This window comes from Pseudomonas sp. GW823-FHT02F05 (assembly GCF_058797315.1).
In genome coordinates this window covers 543331-558001 of sequence record NZ_JBXAJM010000002.1, presented here as the reverse complement: position 1 = coordinate 558001, position 14671 = coordinate 543331, and the positions used below count along the sequence as shown (strand labels likewise).

The following is a 14671-nucleotide window of genomic DNA, read 5'->3' as shown; positions in this document are numbered from 1 at the left end:
CGTGGGAACGATCACCGGAGCGTGGGAACGATCAGTCGGTCAGCACTTTGCGAAAGGTTTCCACCAACGGCCTCAAGTTGACGCGGTGCCAGGCCGCCCACAGCGGTGTGGTGTAGGCCAGCCACGGCAGTTCGCGCAATACCACGCCCGGTGGAGCGTTGCGGCTCAGGCCTTTTTGCACCATCGCCACCCCTAGGCCCGATGCGACCAGGCCCAATGCAGTAAAGGGCTCGCTGGCTTCCATAGGAATCTGCGGGGTGAAACCGGCGCGGATGCAGGCGGCGACGAAATCATCGGCCGGGTTGGCGCCAGGTTTGCGCTGCACGCCGATCCATTGTTGGTCGGCCAGGTGCTCGGGTAACAGTTCATGTTGTTGAACCAGCGGATGCTGTTCGGGCAGGGCCAGCAGCATCGGGTCATCGAGGACTTGCCAGGCGGTCAGGTCCGGGTCGTCGGCGGCAGGTGGTTCGCTCACCAGGGCGATGTCCAGGCTGCGTTGGCGCAAACCTTCCAGTTGTTCCAGGGAGGGCAGGTTGTACAGCTTGATATGCACGGCGGGCCGGTCGTCGCGCAGTATGCGCAAGGCATTGGGCAAGACACCGGCGTGCATGGCGTTTTCGATATAACCGATGCACAAACCGCCTTCTTCGCCGCGGCCCAGGCGCTTGCCCAGAGACTCCAGGCGGTTGGCGTGGGTCAGCAGTGCCTTGGTTTCGGCCAGGAAAGTCTGGCCGTCGCGGGTCAAGCGGATACGCTGCTGGCTGCGTTCGAACAGGGTAAGGCCCAGGCGTTCCTCGAGCTGGGCGATCTGCCGGCTCAGGGGCGATTGGGAAATGTGCAAGCGCTCGGCGGCGCGGCCGACGTGTTCTTCTTCGGCTACCACTTCGAAGTAGCGCAACTGGCGTAGATCGATCATGTAAGACCTGCAAGGACTCAAGTTGGTCGCAGTATGTCTTGGACGGTCTGATCTGCGCAATCTAGCATCTGCTCAACGGTCACAGCGACCTCGCACCGATTGAGGAACCACCATGAGCTTGAAAGACACACTGCCCGGCGTACTGGGCTTTGGCACCGCCCCCTTGGGCAATATGTTTCGCGCTATCCCCGAAGAAGAAGCCCAGGCCACCGTCGAGGCCGCCTGGAGCCACGGCGTGCGTTACTTCGATACCGCGCCGTTCTACGGCTCGGGCCTGTCGGAAATCCGCTTGGGCCAGGCCCTGTCCAACTATCACCGCGATGACTACGTGCTCAGCACCAAGGTTGGCCGGGTAATTCTCGATGAAGTCGAAGAAACCGCCCGTGACCTTGGGGAAAAAAGCGGCGTATTCGAACACGGCCGGCCCAATAAAATAATCAATGACTACAGCGCCGACGCCACCCTGCGCTCCATTGAAGACAGCCTGACACGCCTGCAAACCGATCGCCTGGACATCGTGTGGGTTCACGACATCGCCCAGGATTTTTACGGCGACCAATGGCTGGAATACTTCAACCAGGCCCGCACTGGTGCCTTCAAAGTACTCACCCGTTTGCGCGAGCAAGGAGTGATCAAGGCCTGGGGGCTGGGCGTCAATCGTGTCGAGCCTTGCGAGTTGACCCTGGACCTGGCCGAAGCCCAGCCCGACGGCTTTCTGCTGGCGGGTCGCTATACGCTGCTGGACCACGACCGCGCCTTGCAGCGCCTGATGGACGCAGCCCACGCCCAGCAGGTCGAGATCGTCGTCGGTGGCCCGTACAGCTCCGGCATCCTCGCTGGCGGTGCGCACTTTGAATACCAGCAAGCCGGTCCGGCGATCATTGCCAAGGTCGAGCACATCAAGGCGATTGCCCAGGCGTTTGGCGTCAGTATCAAGGCCGCTGCGCTACAGTTTTCACTGGCGCATCCGGCGGTGGCGGCGGTGATTCCCGGTGCCAGTCGTCCGGGGCGGATTGCCGAAGACGTCGCGGCGTTGTCTGAACAGATTCCAGCAGCCTTCTGGCAGGCGTTGCGCGAGGCCCGCTTGATCTCGGACCGTGCACCTTTGCCTCTCTCACGTTAAGGAGCTTGAGCATGAAGATTGATGTAAGCGGCAAAGTGGCTATTGTCAGCGGCAGCACCGCCGGTATCGGCCTGGGCATCAGCCAGGCCCTGGCGCAATCCGGTGCCACGGTGGTGGTGATCGGGCGTGATGCAGGCAAGGTGGACGAGGCCTTGGCGAGCATTCGCCAGGCGGTTCCCGCTGCTCAACTGCGTGGTGTGGTGGCCGACCTCGGCACCGTTGAAGGCGCACAGAAACTCTTCGCCGCCGAACCCCGCGCCGACATTCTGGTCAACAACCTGGGCATCTTCGACGCGGTGGATTTCTTCGACGCGCCGGACAGTGAGTGGGCGCGCTTCTATGAGGTCAATGTGATCTCCGGTGTGCGCCTGGCGCGGCATTATGTGCCGGGTATGGTCGAGCAGGGCTGGGGCCGGGTGATCTTCGTGTCGTCGGAGTCTGGCGTGGCGACGCCGGCCGACATGATCAACTACGGGGTGACCAAAAGCGCCAACCTGGCGGTGTCCCACGGCCTGGCCAAGCGCCTGGCGGGTACTGGGGTGACGGTGAATGCTATCTTGCCGGGGCCTACCTTTACCGATGGCCTGGAACACATGCTCAAGGACGCTACGGCCGAATCCGGGCGCAGTGCCCGCGAGGAAGCGGATGTGTTTGTGCGCCATGCGCGGCCCACCTCGATCATCCAGCGCGCGGCCAATGTGGATGAAGTGGCGAACCTGGTGGCGTACATTGCTTCACCGCTGTCTTCGGCGACGACCGGTGCCGCGCTGCGGGTCGACGGTGGCGTTGTCGACAGCATGGCAATCTGATTTTTTCCTGACTGGAGTATTGATCGTGGCAACAGCGTCTTCTGTGATTGAAATTGCGGTGTCGGCCGACCAGGTCTGGCAACTGATTGGCGGCTTCAACAGCCTGCCCGACTGGCTGCCTTTGATTGCCAAGAGCGAGCCGAGCGAGGGTGGTCGTGTGCGTCACCTGACCGCCGCTGACGGCGGCACGATTGTCGAGCGCTTGCAGACTTTCGACAACGTGGCGCGCACCTACAGCTACACCATTGAAGCGTCGCCGTTTCCGGTGAGTGCCTACCTGTCGACCTTGCAGGTTGAAGCGTTGACGGACACCTCGGCGAAAGTGACCTGGTCCGGCGTGTTCACGCCGGCAGCGGGTACCACCGATGCGCAAGTCGAGGAATTGTTTGCCGGTATTTACGAAGGCGGGCTTGAGGCGCTGCGCGGTAACTTCTAAAGATTGTGGTGAGGGAGCTTGCTCCCGCTGGACTGCGTAGCAGTCCCACAAAGAGCGGGGCCGCTTCGCTCCCCAGCGGGAGCAAGCTCCCTCGCCACAGGGTTGGGTTTTAGCCTATATGGAGCAAGGCTGCCGCGACAGCCTCTGCCGGCGTCATCTGCGCCGTATCCAGCCTGAACGGTGGTACCTCCCAGCGTTCATACTCATGTGCCTGTACCGATTCCCAGGTCGGTGGCACCAGCCCGGGAATATCGCCCACACGCCCTTCGACTCGACGCCGATGCGCCTGCTGATCGGTACACACCACCTCGATATTGATCAGTGCCACGCCGGCCGCGGTCGCCACCGCTTGCCAGGCATCGCGGCTTTCCTTCACCGGGTTCACACAATCGGCGATCACCCGCTGTCCCAGGCGCAGGTTACTCAGCGCCAGCGCATTCGCCACACCGTAGCCGCTGGCCCCCACATCGCCCACCAACACCGCAGCCTCCCGCAGCGCCTGCTCAATCACATCGATACGCAGGTAAACCGCGCCCAACTGTCGCGCCAGCTCCCTGGCAATCGTGGTCTTGCCACTGCCAGGCAAGCCGCTGAATACAATAAGCATGACCCATCAACCCCATATGTAGGAGCGAGCTTGCTCGCGAAAAACGCCAACAAAAACGCGTACTGCCTGAATAAACGCGGTGCCTGTGAGTTTTTCGCGAGCAAGCTCGCTCCTACAGTGGTATTAGAACCGCGTGATTCATTTCACCCACAGGAGCGCCCATGACCCTGCCGTTCGTGAAGATGCACGCCCACGGCGACGACTTCATTATCATCGACCGCCGTGGCGAGGATAACCCCGTTAATGCGCAGATTGCCCGCCACCTGGGTAACCGCCGCACCGGCATCGGTTTCAATCAACTGGCGGTGGTGCTCGACTGTGAGCAGGCCGCCGCGCGCGTTCAGTTCTGGAACCCGGACGGAACACGCCTGCAAACCTGCGGCAGCGCGACTCGTGGCGTGGCCGATCGCCTGATGCATGAGGCAGGCGCCGAGACCATCGTGCTGCTTAGCGACCGCGGTTTACTGACATGCACACGTGCTGATGGGCAGCGGGTGTCGGTGGACATGGGCGCACCCTCGCTGGGCTGGGCGTCGGTACCCTTGGCCAAGGCGATGGACACCTGCGTGTTGCCTATCGACGGCCAGCCGGCAGCGTGCAGCATGGGCAACCCGCATTGCACGTTTTTTGTAGAGGATGTGACTGCGCTCGATATTGAGGCCATGGGCTCGACCCTGGAAGTTCACCCGCTGTTTCCGGCCAGGACCAATGTGCATTTCGTGCAAGTGCTGGACCGCGGCCATATCCGCCTGCGTATCTGGGAGCGTGGCGGCGGTGTGCCGCTGGGGTCCGGTTCATGCTGTTGCGGGGCGGTCGTCAACGGCATCCGGCGAGGGCTGCTCGATGAGCGTGTGGAGGTCCAGTGCGACGGCGGCGCGGTCACGGTGCAATGGGACGGGCAGGGCGGGGTGATATTGACCGGCGGTGTCGAGCCGATCATGCAGGGCACCGCGTACCTGTACTAGAACTTCACGGTAAACGTGGTACCGGCGCTCGCACAGGAACTCACCGCCACGTCGCCGCCATGTACTTTGGCCAGTTCGCGCACGATATACAGGCCCAGGCCTACGCTGCGCACGTCGCTGCCCTGGTCGGTGCCGCGGGTCATGGGTTCGAACAACCCGGCCAGCAGGGTTTGGGGAATCGCCGGGCCGTGGTTGTGCACCGCGACCGCGCAGGTGTTATCGCCCAGGCGCGAGGTAATGGTGATCGGCTGCAGCAAGTCGCCATAGGCCACGCTGTTGGCCACCAGGTTACCGATCATCTGTTGCACGCGGTCGGCGTCCAGGCACGCGTCGCCCTGGCCCTCGGCGTGATGCACCAGCGTGGCCTTGGGGAAGGCCACCCGCAGTTCGTCGACGCTGCGATGAATAACGCTGTGCAGGTCCAGCGGTTGCGGCTTGATGGTAATGCCCTGGCCGACCCGGGCCTGGGTGAAGTCCAGCAGGTCGGCGATCATGCGGTGGGCGCGTTCGGACGACTGGCCGATGTGCCCCAACAACTGGCGCTCCTTGGCCGTGCGCTCGCCACGCTGGAGAAAGTCGGAGGCCATGCGGATCGCGGTGAGTGGGTTTTTCAGGTCATGGCTGACAATCGCCACCATCTGCTCGGCAAACAACGCCCGGCGCTGGGCAATGGCATAGGCCTCGCTCAGTTCGGCCTGGGCCTGTTGCAGGGCCAGTTCCGCAGCAGTTTTTTCCTGCAGCAGGGCTTCAGCCTGCTTGTGGGCATTGAGCAGCTCACGCTCGTACTTGTCACGGTCGGTGGTGCCGAACAGCGCCAAGTCATACACCACGCCGTCGGGCTGCTGGCGCCGGTTGGCGTTGAGCAAGACCGTGACTTTGTGCCCGTTGCAATGACGGATGTCGAGCTTCACCTCGGTGACGCTGCCATGCATACGCAGCATCGGCGCCAGGTGCGTCTGGTAAAAAATCCGCCCGCCCATGGCCAGCAGGTCCTGGAAACGCCGGCCCAGCAGCTGGGCCGAAGTGAAGCCCAGCCAATCGCACAAGCGCGGGTTGACGTGCAGGATCGTGCCATCTTCCTGGGTCACCGCCAGGGCACAGGCCGCGCTGTCAAACAGCGGGTCAACGGGCATCGGCAGCCGCCCAAGGGGCCAGGAACCGGTCCATCGCCGCGGCACACGCCTGGGGGGCGCTCATATGCGGGCAATGGCCGACATTCTCGACCAGGCAATAAGTGCTGTTAGGTAATACGGTGTGCAGGTATTCACCCACGGCCACGGGGGCGATCAGGTCGTCGGTCGATTGCAGGATCAGCACCGGGGTGGTCAGGCCGAACACATCCTGGCGGTTATCCGACAGGAAGGTCACGCGGGCGAACTGCTTGGCGATGTCCGGCTCGGTGCGACAGAAGCTGTCGGTGAGCACCTCGCTCAGGTGCGGCTGCGTCGGGGCGCCCATGATCACCGGGGCCATGGCGCTGGACCAGCCGAGGTAGTTGCTGTCGAGGGTGTCGAGCAGGTCGTCGATGTCGTCGCGCTTGAAACCGCCGACATATTCCTCGGTATCGATATAGCGCGGCGATGGGCCAATCATCACGTGCGCGGCAATGCGCTGCGGGATGAAACGGTCCGCGAGGGTGCCGATCATCGCGCTGACCGAGTGGCCCACCAGAATCACCGGGCCTTGGGCGTAGGCGTCGATAATCTCGTTCAGGTCATGGGCATAGCCATCCAGGCGGCTGTATTTGGCTTTGTCGAACGCACTCAAGTCCGACAGGCCGGCGCCGACCAGGTCATACAGCACGACGCGAAAGCGCTCGACAAAATGCGGTGCCAAGGCATTCCACATGGCCTGGTTGCAACCAAAACCGTGGGAAAACACCAGGGTCGAGGGACCGTTGCCCATCACATGTACATTGTTGCGGTGACTTAGGTCCATGGGCGTCCCGTAGATGGCTTATTGCTATGCAGCTGATCGGCAGTTTAGATAGTCGCAGGCCCTGGGTCACGCGTTTGCACGCAGATAAGGTAAAGTCGGCGCCTTCAGGGAGAGACTTCAGGTAACCATACATGATCGTGCTTGTGCGGCAATCGGTGTTCAGCCTACTGGCCCTGGTATTTTCCAGCCTGTTGATCACCGCTCATGCGGACACCTCGCCGATTGGGGTAGCCCTTGATCAGCGGGTCATTGACCTGACAAACACCCTCGACTCGGGCACCGCCCAGCGCCTCAAGCAACAGCTGGCTGACCTTGAACAACGCAAAGGCGCGCAAGTGGCCGTATTGCTGGTGCCGACCACCGGCAGCGCCGATATCGAAGGCTACGCCAACCAGCTGTTTCGTGCCTGGAAACTGGGACGCAAGGACGTCAACGACGGCATCCTGCTGGTGGTGGCCAAGGACGACCGCAAGGTACGTATCGAGGTGGGCTACGGCCTGGAAGGCATCGTCACCGACCTGCTGGCCCATCGTATTATTGAAGAACAGATCACCCCGGCGTTTCGCCAGGGCGATTTTGCCGGCGGTGTGCAACAGGGGGTGGACGCCCTGACCGTGCTGGTGGACGGCGGTGACCTGCCGCAACTGGCGGGAGCCGGGATCCACCCCCAATTCATGGCATTGTTGGCGGCGCTTATCCTGGGCGGCTTGGGCGGCGTGGCGATTGCAGCCGGCAAGCTGCATTGGCGCAAGGCGTTGATCGCCGCCGTGGCGGCCACGCTGTTGTTGACGCTGCTGGCGGGTGGTTGGGAGTGGCCGATGTTCCTGTTTGTCATGCCGCTGACGCTGTTGATAGGCGGCGCGGTATTCGGCGCGCTGTGGCAGGTGCGTACGCTGTTTTACTGTGTGATCGGGCTGCTGGCTTACAGCCTCGGGTTGGTTATGGCAAACCAGTACGTGGATGTCAGTTTCATCCATTGGCTGCTGTGGCCATTGGGCGTCTTGGTGGTGCTGGGGTTGTACCTGGTACTGCTGCTGATCATGAGAGAGACATGGCGCACCAGCCGCGCCGGTTTTATTGTGCGGTTGCTGGCGGCGGTAGTGGTGTACGTGGTGGCAGGATGGGTGATTGACGACGGCCGCGACGGCTGGCTGCTGGCGTTTCCTATCGCATCGTTTGTCGCGCTGATTATCTTTGGCAAGGTTGGCGAGGGGGCTGGATCTGGCTCGGGCGGTGGCTCCGGTTCAAGTTCCAGCAGTTCTAGCAGCAGCTCGTCCGGTGGTGGTGGTTCCAGTGGCGGTGGTGGGGCTTCCGGCAGTTGGTGACTCGCTGGCGGATGCCCACGCTTTCGCACCCACCCATGGCAAGCGCGTGTTTGGCAATACCATGGGGAGGCGCAACGGCTTGGATAGCAAACAGTCGGTCGCACTGTTACGCCTTGACCCAACCGCCCTTGCCGTCGGATTTGATTTAGGAATCTATGGGGGCGCGATTGGCGACGCTCGGAGCGTCGTCGATGACCTTTTGGTCCGCAGGCAGGTAACCGTGATCAAACCGATGGGGAAGAGGGGGGATCTGCGCGTCGTCGATGACCTTTTTGTCCGAAGGCAGGCAGAGGTGATCAAACCGACGGGGAAGAGGGTGGATCTGCGCGTCGTCGATGACCTTTTTGTCCGAAGGCAGGAAGATCTGATCAAACCGATGGGGAAGTGGGTGGAACTGCGCGTCGTCGATGACCTTTTTGTCCGAAGGCACGAAGTGGTGATCAAACCGATGGGGAAGAGGATGGACCTGAGCGACGTGGATGGCTTTTTTGTCCGAAGGCAGGAAGAGGCGATCAAACCGATTGCGATTGGCGTAGGCCCGATATTCGTCGCCGACGCTCTTCCAGCCGCACTTGCCATCGGACACTTCTGCATCATCGCCAACCCTGTTTTCTTCCAAGGGGTTGTACCTGGGTTTATCGTTATCGATCTTGTTTGCGTCAACAGGTTGATGGGTCGGGATGGATGGGGTGAAGCCACTGATTGAAGACACGATTGCACCTCTGTGATAGCTAGGAAGATTCCCCGCCGGGGCAGGGTCCTGGCGGGGTGTTTCGCAGGCTACAGCGCCCGGAACCTTCACTCAATGTGGCCTGTTTCGCGTGAATGTAAGCGTGTGAAACCCCTGTGTGGTTAGCTCATACAGCGGGAGAAGTTGCTGTAGGCACAATCTGAGATAACGCTTTGCAGCGTCAGGCTTGACGTCAGACAGCACAGACAAATCCAGGATTTTTACCTGTTGAAAAGCATTCGTTCCCTGCACGGCTTTTCGGCAGTTTCATGCCTTGCAACACACAATCACTACTGCGACGGTGTGGCTTTCAACGCCATCACCATTTCATGCCACGCCATCCCACCGTGATCCGACGGCGAAGGGCGCACGTAGGTATAGCCCATGCGGGTGTACAACGGCACATGCTGTTGCTTGCACATTAGATGAATCGTCTGCTTGCCCAGTGTTCCCATGCGCTGCACGAACGCGGTCATCAGTCTTTTCGCATAGCCCTTGCCTTGATGGGCCGGGTCGACCACCACCGACATGATCACCACATTCGGCGCCTCGGCGTCATGACCCACCAACTCCTTGAAAGCCTCGTCCGACATTACCACCTCATGGGCACAGCCCGAGTTGATGAACCCCACCACTGCGCCATCTTCCTCCAGTATCAGAAATCCCTCGGGATACTGCGCGATGCGCGTGGCGATTTTTTCAAGCGTTGCGGCTTCGTCGCCTTCGTAAGCGGTGGTTTCGATTTCAAAGCAGCGTGGGGCGTCGGTGGGCAGGGCGTTGCGCAGGGTGAGGGTGGGCATGGGTGGTTCCAGGGATATTCAGTGAAAGGCCACATCATAGAGAAACATCGGGCCTATGGCACCGCACGGCCACTCATCACCCCTTGTAGGAGCGAGCTTGCTCGCGAAAAACGTCAACGATAACGCACGTTTCCTGAATGAACGCGGCGCCTGCGAGTTTTTCGCGAGCAAGCGCGCTCCTACACGTTGTGACGGGTAGGGCGGGCGCGACCGAGCGTCTGTATCAAACCCCACCCACCAACTTGCCCCCGTCCATCCGGCGCTTATACGCACTGTCCCGACTCGCCAACCAGAAGTACAACGGTGACGTCACCGCCAGCCCCACCACCCACGACAAGTCCGCGCCGTTGATGTGCTGCGAAATCGGCCCCACGTACAGCGGCGTGTTCATGAACGGAATCTGCACCGCGATCCCCACCGCATAGGCCAGCAGCGCCTGCGGGTTGTACTTGCCGTAGATGCCGCCATCCACGCGGAAGATCGAAGCGATGTCGTATTGGCCTTTGTGAATGGCGTAGAAATCGATCAGGTTGATCGCCGTCCAGGGCACCAGCACCACGAGCAGCACCAGCACCATGTCGACGAAGTGACCGATGAAGTCTTGGGAAGCAAACACCGCCGCAATCGAACAGGCGGCCAGCACGATAATGGAGATCACCGCACGGCTTTTCGCGGTCGGGATCCAGCGGTAGGCGAAGGTCTGTACCAGGGTGATGATCGACAGCACCGCGCCGTACAGGTTGAGGGCGTTGTGGCTGATCACGCTGAGCAGGAACAGCACCAGCATCAACGGGCCGATGGCGCCGGTGGCAAGTTTGACGGCGTCCATGGTGTCCATGCCTACCGGCGTGGCGAGCACTGCCACGGCGCCGAAGATGAACGCCAGGCTCGACCCCAGCGCCGAGCCCAGGTAGGTGGTCCAGAAGGTTGCGGCTACCGGCACGTCGGCTGGCAGGTAGCGGGAATAGTCCGACACGTAGGGCGCAAAGGCGATCTGCCACAGCGCGGCCAGGGAAACGGTGGCCAGCCAACCGGAGATGTTGAAGCTGCCACGGGTGAGGAAATCCGTGGTCTGTACATGGGTGAAGATGTAGCCAAAGCCCAGCACGATGCCGGCGCCCAGCACCCAGGTGCCGATGCGATTGAGTACGTGGATGAAGCGATAGCCGATGATGCCGATGATCCCGGAACCGATTGCGCCGATGACGATGCCCACCGGCACAGGCACGGCGTCCACCACGCCATGCAGGGATTTACCGGCCAGCACAATGTTGGAGGCGAAGAAGCCGATGTACATCACCCCAGCAATCACCACCACCAGCAACGCGCCGAGGGAGCCGAACTGAGCACGGCTCTGGATCATCTGCGGGATGCCCATCTGCGGGCCCTGGGCCGAGTGCAATGCCATCAACACACCGCCGACCAAATGGCCGACAAGAATGGCGACAATGCCCCACACCAGGTTGAGGTGGAACAGTTGCACACCCAGTGCGCCTGTGACGATCGGCAACGGCGCGATGTTGCCGCCGAACCACAGGGTGAACAGGTCTCTTACCTTTCCATGGCGATCTTCCGGGGGCACGTATCCAATCGTGTGTTTTTCGATGAGCGGGGCGGAGGATGTTGCATTGGTAACCATGACGAGCTCCAAGGCAAGGTGAGTACGTGGACGTACTTCGCTATGCGCTGCACGGGCGGCGCTTTGTTGTTGGAGTGATCATCTGTAATGGGCGCAGGCAGGTAAATTAGTAAGTTTGTTGCTATAGACCTTAAAAAAAATATCTCACGTGGTTTTATGCTCCGGTATGTTGCATGGGCTTCAATGGCTTGAAAAACCGGTGTATCTGCGCACCTGTTTGGGGCGAAAACCCACGTTTATGGAGGTGCCGATGGCTGCCTACAACCTGCGCCAGCTCAGATATTTTGTGACCACGGCCGAATGCGGCAGCGTCGCCGAGGCGTCGCGCAAGCTGTATATCGCCCAGCCGTCGGTGTCCACGGCGATCAAACAGCTGGAAGACAGCTTTGGCGTGCAGCTGTTTATCCGCCACCACGCCCAGGGCGTTTCCCTTACGCCCAGTGGCGCGCGCTTTTATCGCAAGGCGTTGGAGCTGTTGCGGGTGGCCCATGAGTTCGAGCAGAACGCCCTGGCGGATAATGACGTGGTGGCCGGGCAGATCGACATCGGCTGCTTTGAAACCGTGGCGCCGTTGTACCTGCCACGCTTGATCGCCGGCTTCAAGGCACGCTGGCCAGGGGTGGAGATCCGCATCCGCGATGGCGAGCAGCAGGAATTGGTGCAGGCGCTGACCGCAGGCAGTATCGACGTGGCGATGTTGTTTGAGCACGACCTGGGCGGCACCATCGAGACCACGCCGCTGATGCCGCCCCAACAGCCCTATGCGTTGCTGCCGGCCGATCACCGCTTCGCCCAGCAGGCCAGGGTGTCCTTGGCCGACCTGGTGCTGGAGCCAATGATTTTGCTGGACGTGTTGCCCAGCCGTACCTACTTCGTGAGCATCTTCGAAGAGCGCGGGCTGACCCCGAATATCGTATTCAGCTCGCCCTCCATCGAAATGGTGCGGGGCATGGTGGGGCGCCGGTTCGGGTTCTCGATCCTGGTGACCAAACCCTTCAGCGAGTACACCTATGATGGGCAGAAGGTGGTGTGCATTCCCTTGGCTGAAACGGTCACGGGGTCCGGGTTGTCGGCCGTGTGGTTGCGTCGTGCACCGCTGACCAAGCCGGTGCAATTGTTTGTCGACTATTGCCGTGAAGAACTTGCGCGGTTACTGGCGTGACTGCGAACCAGCTCCGCGCGCTTATGCGGGTCAGTGCTCGGCCAACTGGAGCTGTTGCTTGGCCAGCTTCACCACATTGTCCAGGGTAAACCCGAACTTCTCCTGCAACTTTGCCAGCGGTGCCGAGGCGCCAAAACTGTTCATCACCACCTTGGCGCCGGTCTGCCCGACATAGCGGTCCCAGCCCAAGGGGCCGGCCTGTTCCACCACTACGCGAGCTTTCACTGCGGGCGGCAGCACACTGTCGCGATAGGCTTGATCCTGCTCTTCAAACAGCTCCCAACTGGGCATCGATACCACGCTGGCGGCAATGCCTTCACCTTTGAGCTGCTCATACGCGGCGACCGCCAGGCTGACTTCGCTGCCTGTTCCTATCAGGATGACCTCAGGCTCTTGCGCACTGGCCAGCACGTAGGCACCTTTGGCCGCGCCGCAGGCCGCCGCGTACTGGGTGCGATCCAGAGTGGGCAGCGGCTGGCGTGACAGCACGACACAGCTGGGCCGATGAGTCTGGGCCAAGGCGACTTTCCACAATTCCAGCGTTTCATTGGCATCGCCCGGGCGCAAGGTCAACAGCCCCGGCGTGGCCCGCAGTTGGGTGAGGTGTTCGATAGGCTGATGTGTCGGTCCATCCTCGCCGACGCCGATGGAGTCATGGGTAAACACGAAGATCACGGGTAATTCCATGATCGCCGCCAGGCGGATCGGCGGTTTCATGTAATCGCTGAATACCAGGAAGGTCGAGGTATACGGGCGCAGGTAGGACAGCGCCATGCCGTTGGCGATTGCGCCCATGGCGTGTTCGCGGATACCGAAGTGCAGGTTGCGCCCGCTGTAATCATCCGCGCTGAAACGCCCGGCGTCGTCGAAGGTGAGGTTGGTCTTGGTCGAGGGCGACAAATCCGCCGAGCCGCCCAGCAGCCAGGGGATCTGTTGGGCGAAGGCATTCAACACTTCGCCGCCTGAGGCACGGCTGGCGACGCCTTTGGCATCGGCGGCAAAGTCTGGCAGGTGCGCTTGCCATTGCTCGGGCATTTCCCCGGCGCGCATGCGTTGCAGTTCATCGGCCCGTTGCGGCTCGAGGGAGGCCAGGGTCTGGTTCCATTCGGCGTACAACGGCTCGGCACGTTCGTAAAGGGCATCGCGCAACACTGTGCGAGCCTCTTGCGGCACCAGGAAGCTCGAATCCTGCGGCCAGCCATAGGCGGCCTTGGTCAGGCGAATTTCATCGTCCCCCAACGGCTCCCCATGGGCAGCAGCGGTATTGTGTTTGTGCGGTGAGCCGTAGCCGATCACGCTGTCCACCACGATCAAGGTGGGCGCGCCGGTGTTGGCCTTGAAGGTTTCCAGCGCCACGCTCAAGGCCTGCAAGTCATTGGCGTCGGTGACATGCACGGTGTGCCAGCCATACGCCTGGAAGCGTTGGATCACGTCTTCACTGAACGCCAGCTCAGTGTGGCCCTCGATGCTGATGGTGTTGTTGTCATAGATCCAGCACAGGTTATCGAGCTTCAAGTGCCCGGCCAGGGACGCGGCTTCGCTGCTGATGCCTTCCATCATGTCGCCGTCACCGCACAGGGTGTAGACGTCGTAGTCAAACAGCACCTGGCCGTCGCGGTTGAAGCGCTGAGCCAGCCAACGCTCAGCCATGGCCATGCCCACGCTGTTGGCGCAGCCCTGGCCCAACGGGCCCGTGGTGGTTTCTACGCCTGTGGTCATGCGGTACTCGGGGTGGCCAGGGGTCTTGGAGCCCATCTGCCGGAACTGCTTGATATCCTCGAGGCTGACGGCCGGTTGGCCGGAACGCTGGCCGTGGGCGTCGATCTCTACCACGCCGGCCAGGTGCAATAGCGAATACAGCAACATCGAGGCATGCCCCACCGACAACACAAAACGGTCACGGTTGGGCCAGTCGGGGTGTTCGGGGTGATAACGCAGGAAGCGACTCCACAGTGTGTACCCCACGGGCGCCAGGCCCATGGGCGTGCCAGGGTGACCCGAATTGGCCTTCTGCACGGCATCCATGGCCAAGGTGCGTAGGGTATTGATGCATTGGGTGTCGGCAGCAGTGGCAACGTGATTCATAAAACCGTTCTCCCTGGGGTGGCGATCTACAGTGGAGGGCAGGGCGGGGCAAAGGTTTGATCCCATCGCGTGCGCCGCGACGAACGGGTCGTTCTTGACTTCAAACATGACAAGGCTTGTTGGAATGGGCTAGCTT

General features: G+C 61.4%; 14 protein-coding genes. 6 read left to right on the top strand and 8 right to left on the bottom strand.

Annotated elements, in window-relative coordinates; all coding sequences use genetic code 11:
- Positions 1-31: 31 nt before the first annotated feature.
- Positions 32-916, bottom strand: coding sequence for a LysR substrate-binding domain-containing protein (locus AC1RAC_RS04935; protein ID WP_492616311.1), 885 nt, complete (start codon positions 914-916; stop codon positions 32-34).
- 112 nt (positions 917-1028) lie between these two features.
- On the opposite strand from AC1RAC_RS04935, the gene AC1RAC_RS04930 reads away from it, so the two are divergent.
- From AC1RAC_RS04930 to AC1RAC_RS04920, 3 genes are read left to right on the top strand one after another with little or no spacing between them, the layout of a single operon-like run.
- A complete protein-coding gene (locus AC1RAC_RS04930) occupies positions 1029-2039 on the top strand; it encodes an aldo/keto reductase (RefSeq protein ID WP_054918610.1) in 1011 nt (336 codons plus the stop codon).
- Positions 2040-2050: 11 nt separating this feature from the next.
- Positions 2051-2848 carry an SDR family NAD(P)-dependent oxidoreductase gene (locus AC1RAC_RS04925; protein ID WP_259039043.1) on the top strand — a complete coding sequence of 266 codons (798 nt, stop codon included), beginning with the start codon at positions 2051-2053 and terminating at the stop codon, positions 2846-2848.
- Between the two features lie 25 nt (positions 2849-2873).
- Positions 2874-3284, top strand: a complete 411-nt coding sequence (locus AC1RAC_RS04920) for an SRPBCC family protein (protein WP_054918606.1) — start codon at positions 2874-2876, stop codon at positions 3282-3284.
- Positions 3285-3393: 109 nt separating this feature from the next.
- Here AC1RAC_RS04920 and AC1RAC_RS04915 read toward each other — a convergent pair whose 3' ends face one another.
- The gene (locus AC1RAC_RS04915; RefSeq protein ID WP_054918604.1) at positions 3394-3891 is read right to left on the bottom strand and encodes a P-loop nucleotide/nucleoside kinase family protein; all 498 of its coding nucleotides are present in this window, start codon (positions 3889-3891) and stop codon (positions 3394-3396) included.
- 161 nt (positions 3892-4052) lie between these two features.
- Between AC1RAC_RS04915 and dapF the strand changes: the two genes are divergently transcribed.
- Entirely contained in the window at positions 4053-4856 is an 804-nt protein-coding gene (gene dapF / locus AC1RAC_RS04910) for a diaminopimelate epimerase (RefSeq protein ID WP_197884190.1), read from the top strand.
- On the opposite strand, the gene AC1RAC_RS04905 is transcribed toward dapF, so the two are convergent.
- Entirely contained in the window at positions 4853-5989 is a 1137-nt protein-coding gene (locus AC1RAC_RS04905) for a PAS domain-containing sensor histidine kinase (protein WP_259039045.1), read from the bottom strand. The two genes, dapF and AC1RAC_RS04905, sit on opposite strands and share 4 nt — an antisense overlap.
- Positions 5979-6794, bottom strand: a complete 816-nt coding sequence (locus tag AC1RAC_RS04900; protein WP_034125766.1) for an alpha/beta fold hydrolase — start codon at positions 6792-6794, stop codon at positions 5979-5981. The genes AC1RAC_RS04905 and AC1RAC_RS04900 overlap by 11 nt, the downstream gene beginning before the upstream one ends.
- Positions 6795-6925: 131 nt before the next feature.
- On the opposite strand from AC1RAC_RS04900, the gene AC1RAC_RS04895 reads away from it, so the two are divergent.
- Positions 6926-8119, top strand: coding sequence for a TPM domain-containing protein (locus AC1RAC_RS04895; RefSeq protein WP_034125765.1), 1194 nt, complete (start codon positions 6926-6928; stop codon positions 8117-8119).
- A 145-nt stretch (positions 8120-8264) separates the two neighbouring features.
- Here AC1RAC_RS04895 and AC1RAC_RS04890 read toward each other — a convergent pair whose 3' ends face one another.
- From AC1RAC_RS04890 to AC1RAC_RS04880, 3 genes are all read right to left on the bottom strand, one after another.
- Positions 8265-8831, bottom strand: a complete 567-nt coding sequence (locus AC1RAC_RS04890; protein ID WP_127881287.1) for a hypothetical protein — start codon at positions 8829-8831, stop codon at positions 8265-8267.
- 308 nt (positions 8832-9139) lie between these two features.
- Positions 9140-9649 (bottom strand): GNAT family N-acetyltransferase, encoded by a 510-nt coding sequence (locus AC1RAC_RS04885; protein ID WP_034125762.1) that lies wholly within the window; start codon positions 9647-9649, stop codon positions 9140-9142.
- Between the two features lie 223 nt (positions 9650-9872).
- On the bottom strand, positions 9873-11288 hold the full coding sequence (locus AC1RAC_RS04880; protein WP_492616310.1) for a purine-cytosine permease family protein: 1416 nt from the start codon (positions 11286-11288) through the stop codon (positions 9873-9875).
- A 250-nt stretch (positions 11289-11538) separates the two neighbouring features.
- On the opposite strand from AC1RAC_RS04880, the gene AC1RAC_RS04875 reads away from it, so the two are divergent.
- Positions 11539-12450, top strand: coding sequence for a LysR family transcriptional regulator (locus AC1RAC_RS04875; protein WP_072447726.1), 912 nt, complete (start codon positions 11539-11541; stop codon positions 12448-12450).
- A 30-nt stretch (positions 12451-12480) separates the two neighbouring features.
- Here the strand turns inward: AC1RAC_RS04875 and tkt are convergent, their stop codons facing one another.
- Entirely contained in the window at positions 12481-14535 is a 2055-nt protein-coding gene (tkt, locus tag AC1RAC_RS04870) for a transketolase (protein WP_492616309.1), read from the bottom strand.
- Between the last annotated feature and the right edge of the window lie 136 nt (positions 14536-14671).

What these genes read in the sequence shown, in the direction of transcription:
- AC1RAC_RS04935 (WP_492616311.1), bottom strand. Translation starts at nt 916, where the DNA reads ATGATCGATCTACGCCAGTTGCGCTACTTCGAAGTGGTAGCCGAAGAA.
- AC1RAC_RS04930 (WP_054918610.1), top strand. Translation starts at nt 1,029, where the DNA reads ATGAGCTTGAAAGACACACTGCCCGGCGTACTGGGCTTTGGCACCGCC.
- AC1RAC_RS04925 (WP_259039043.1), top strand. Translation starts at nt 2,051, where the DNA reads ATGAAGATTGATGTAAGCGGCAAAGTGGCTATTGTCAGCGGCAGCACC.
- AC1RAC_RS04915 (WP_054918604.1), bottom strand. Translation starts at nt 3,891, where the DNA reads ATGCTTATTGTATTCAGCGGCTTGCCTGGCAGTGGCAAGACCACGATT.
- dapF (WP_197884190.1), top strand. Translation starts at nt 4,053, where the DNA reads ATGACCCTGCCGTTCGTGAAGATGCACGCCCACGGCGACGACTTCATT.
- AC1RAC_RS04905 (WP_259039045.1), bottom strand. Translation starts at nt 5,989, where the DNA reads ATGCCCGTTGACCCGCTGTTTGACAGCGCGGCCTGTGCCCTGGCGGTG.
- AC1RAC_RS04900 (WP_034125766.1), bottom strand. Translation starts at nt 6,794, where the DNA reads ATGGACCTAAGTCACCGCAACAATGTACATGTGATGGGCAACGGTCCC.
- AC1RAC_RS04895 (WP_034125765.1), top strand. Translation starts at nt 6,926, where the DNA reads ATGATCGTGCTTGTGCGGCAATCGGTGTTCAGCCTACTGGCCCTGGTA.
- AC1RAC_RS04885 (WP_034125762.1), bottom strand. Translation starts at nt 9,649, where the DNA reads ATGCCCACCCTCACCCTGCGCAACGCCCTGCCCACCGACGCCCCACGC.
- AC1RAC_RS04880 (WP_492616310.1), bottom strand. Translation starts at nt 11,288, where the DNA reads ATGGTTACCAATGCAACATCCTCCGCCCCGCTCATCGAAAAACACACG.
- AC1RAC_RS04875 (WP_072447726.1), top strand. Translation starts at nt 11,539, where the DNA reads ATGGCTGCCTACAACCTGCGCCAGCTCAGATATTTTGTGACCACGGCC.
- tkt (WP_492616309.1), bottom strand. Translation starts at nt 14,535, where the DNA reads ATGAATCACGTTGCCACTGCTGCCGACACCCAATGCATCAATACCCTA.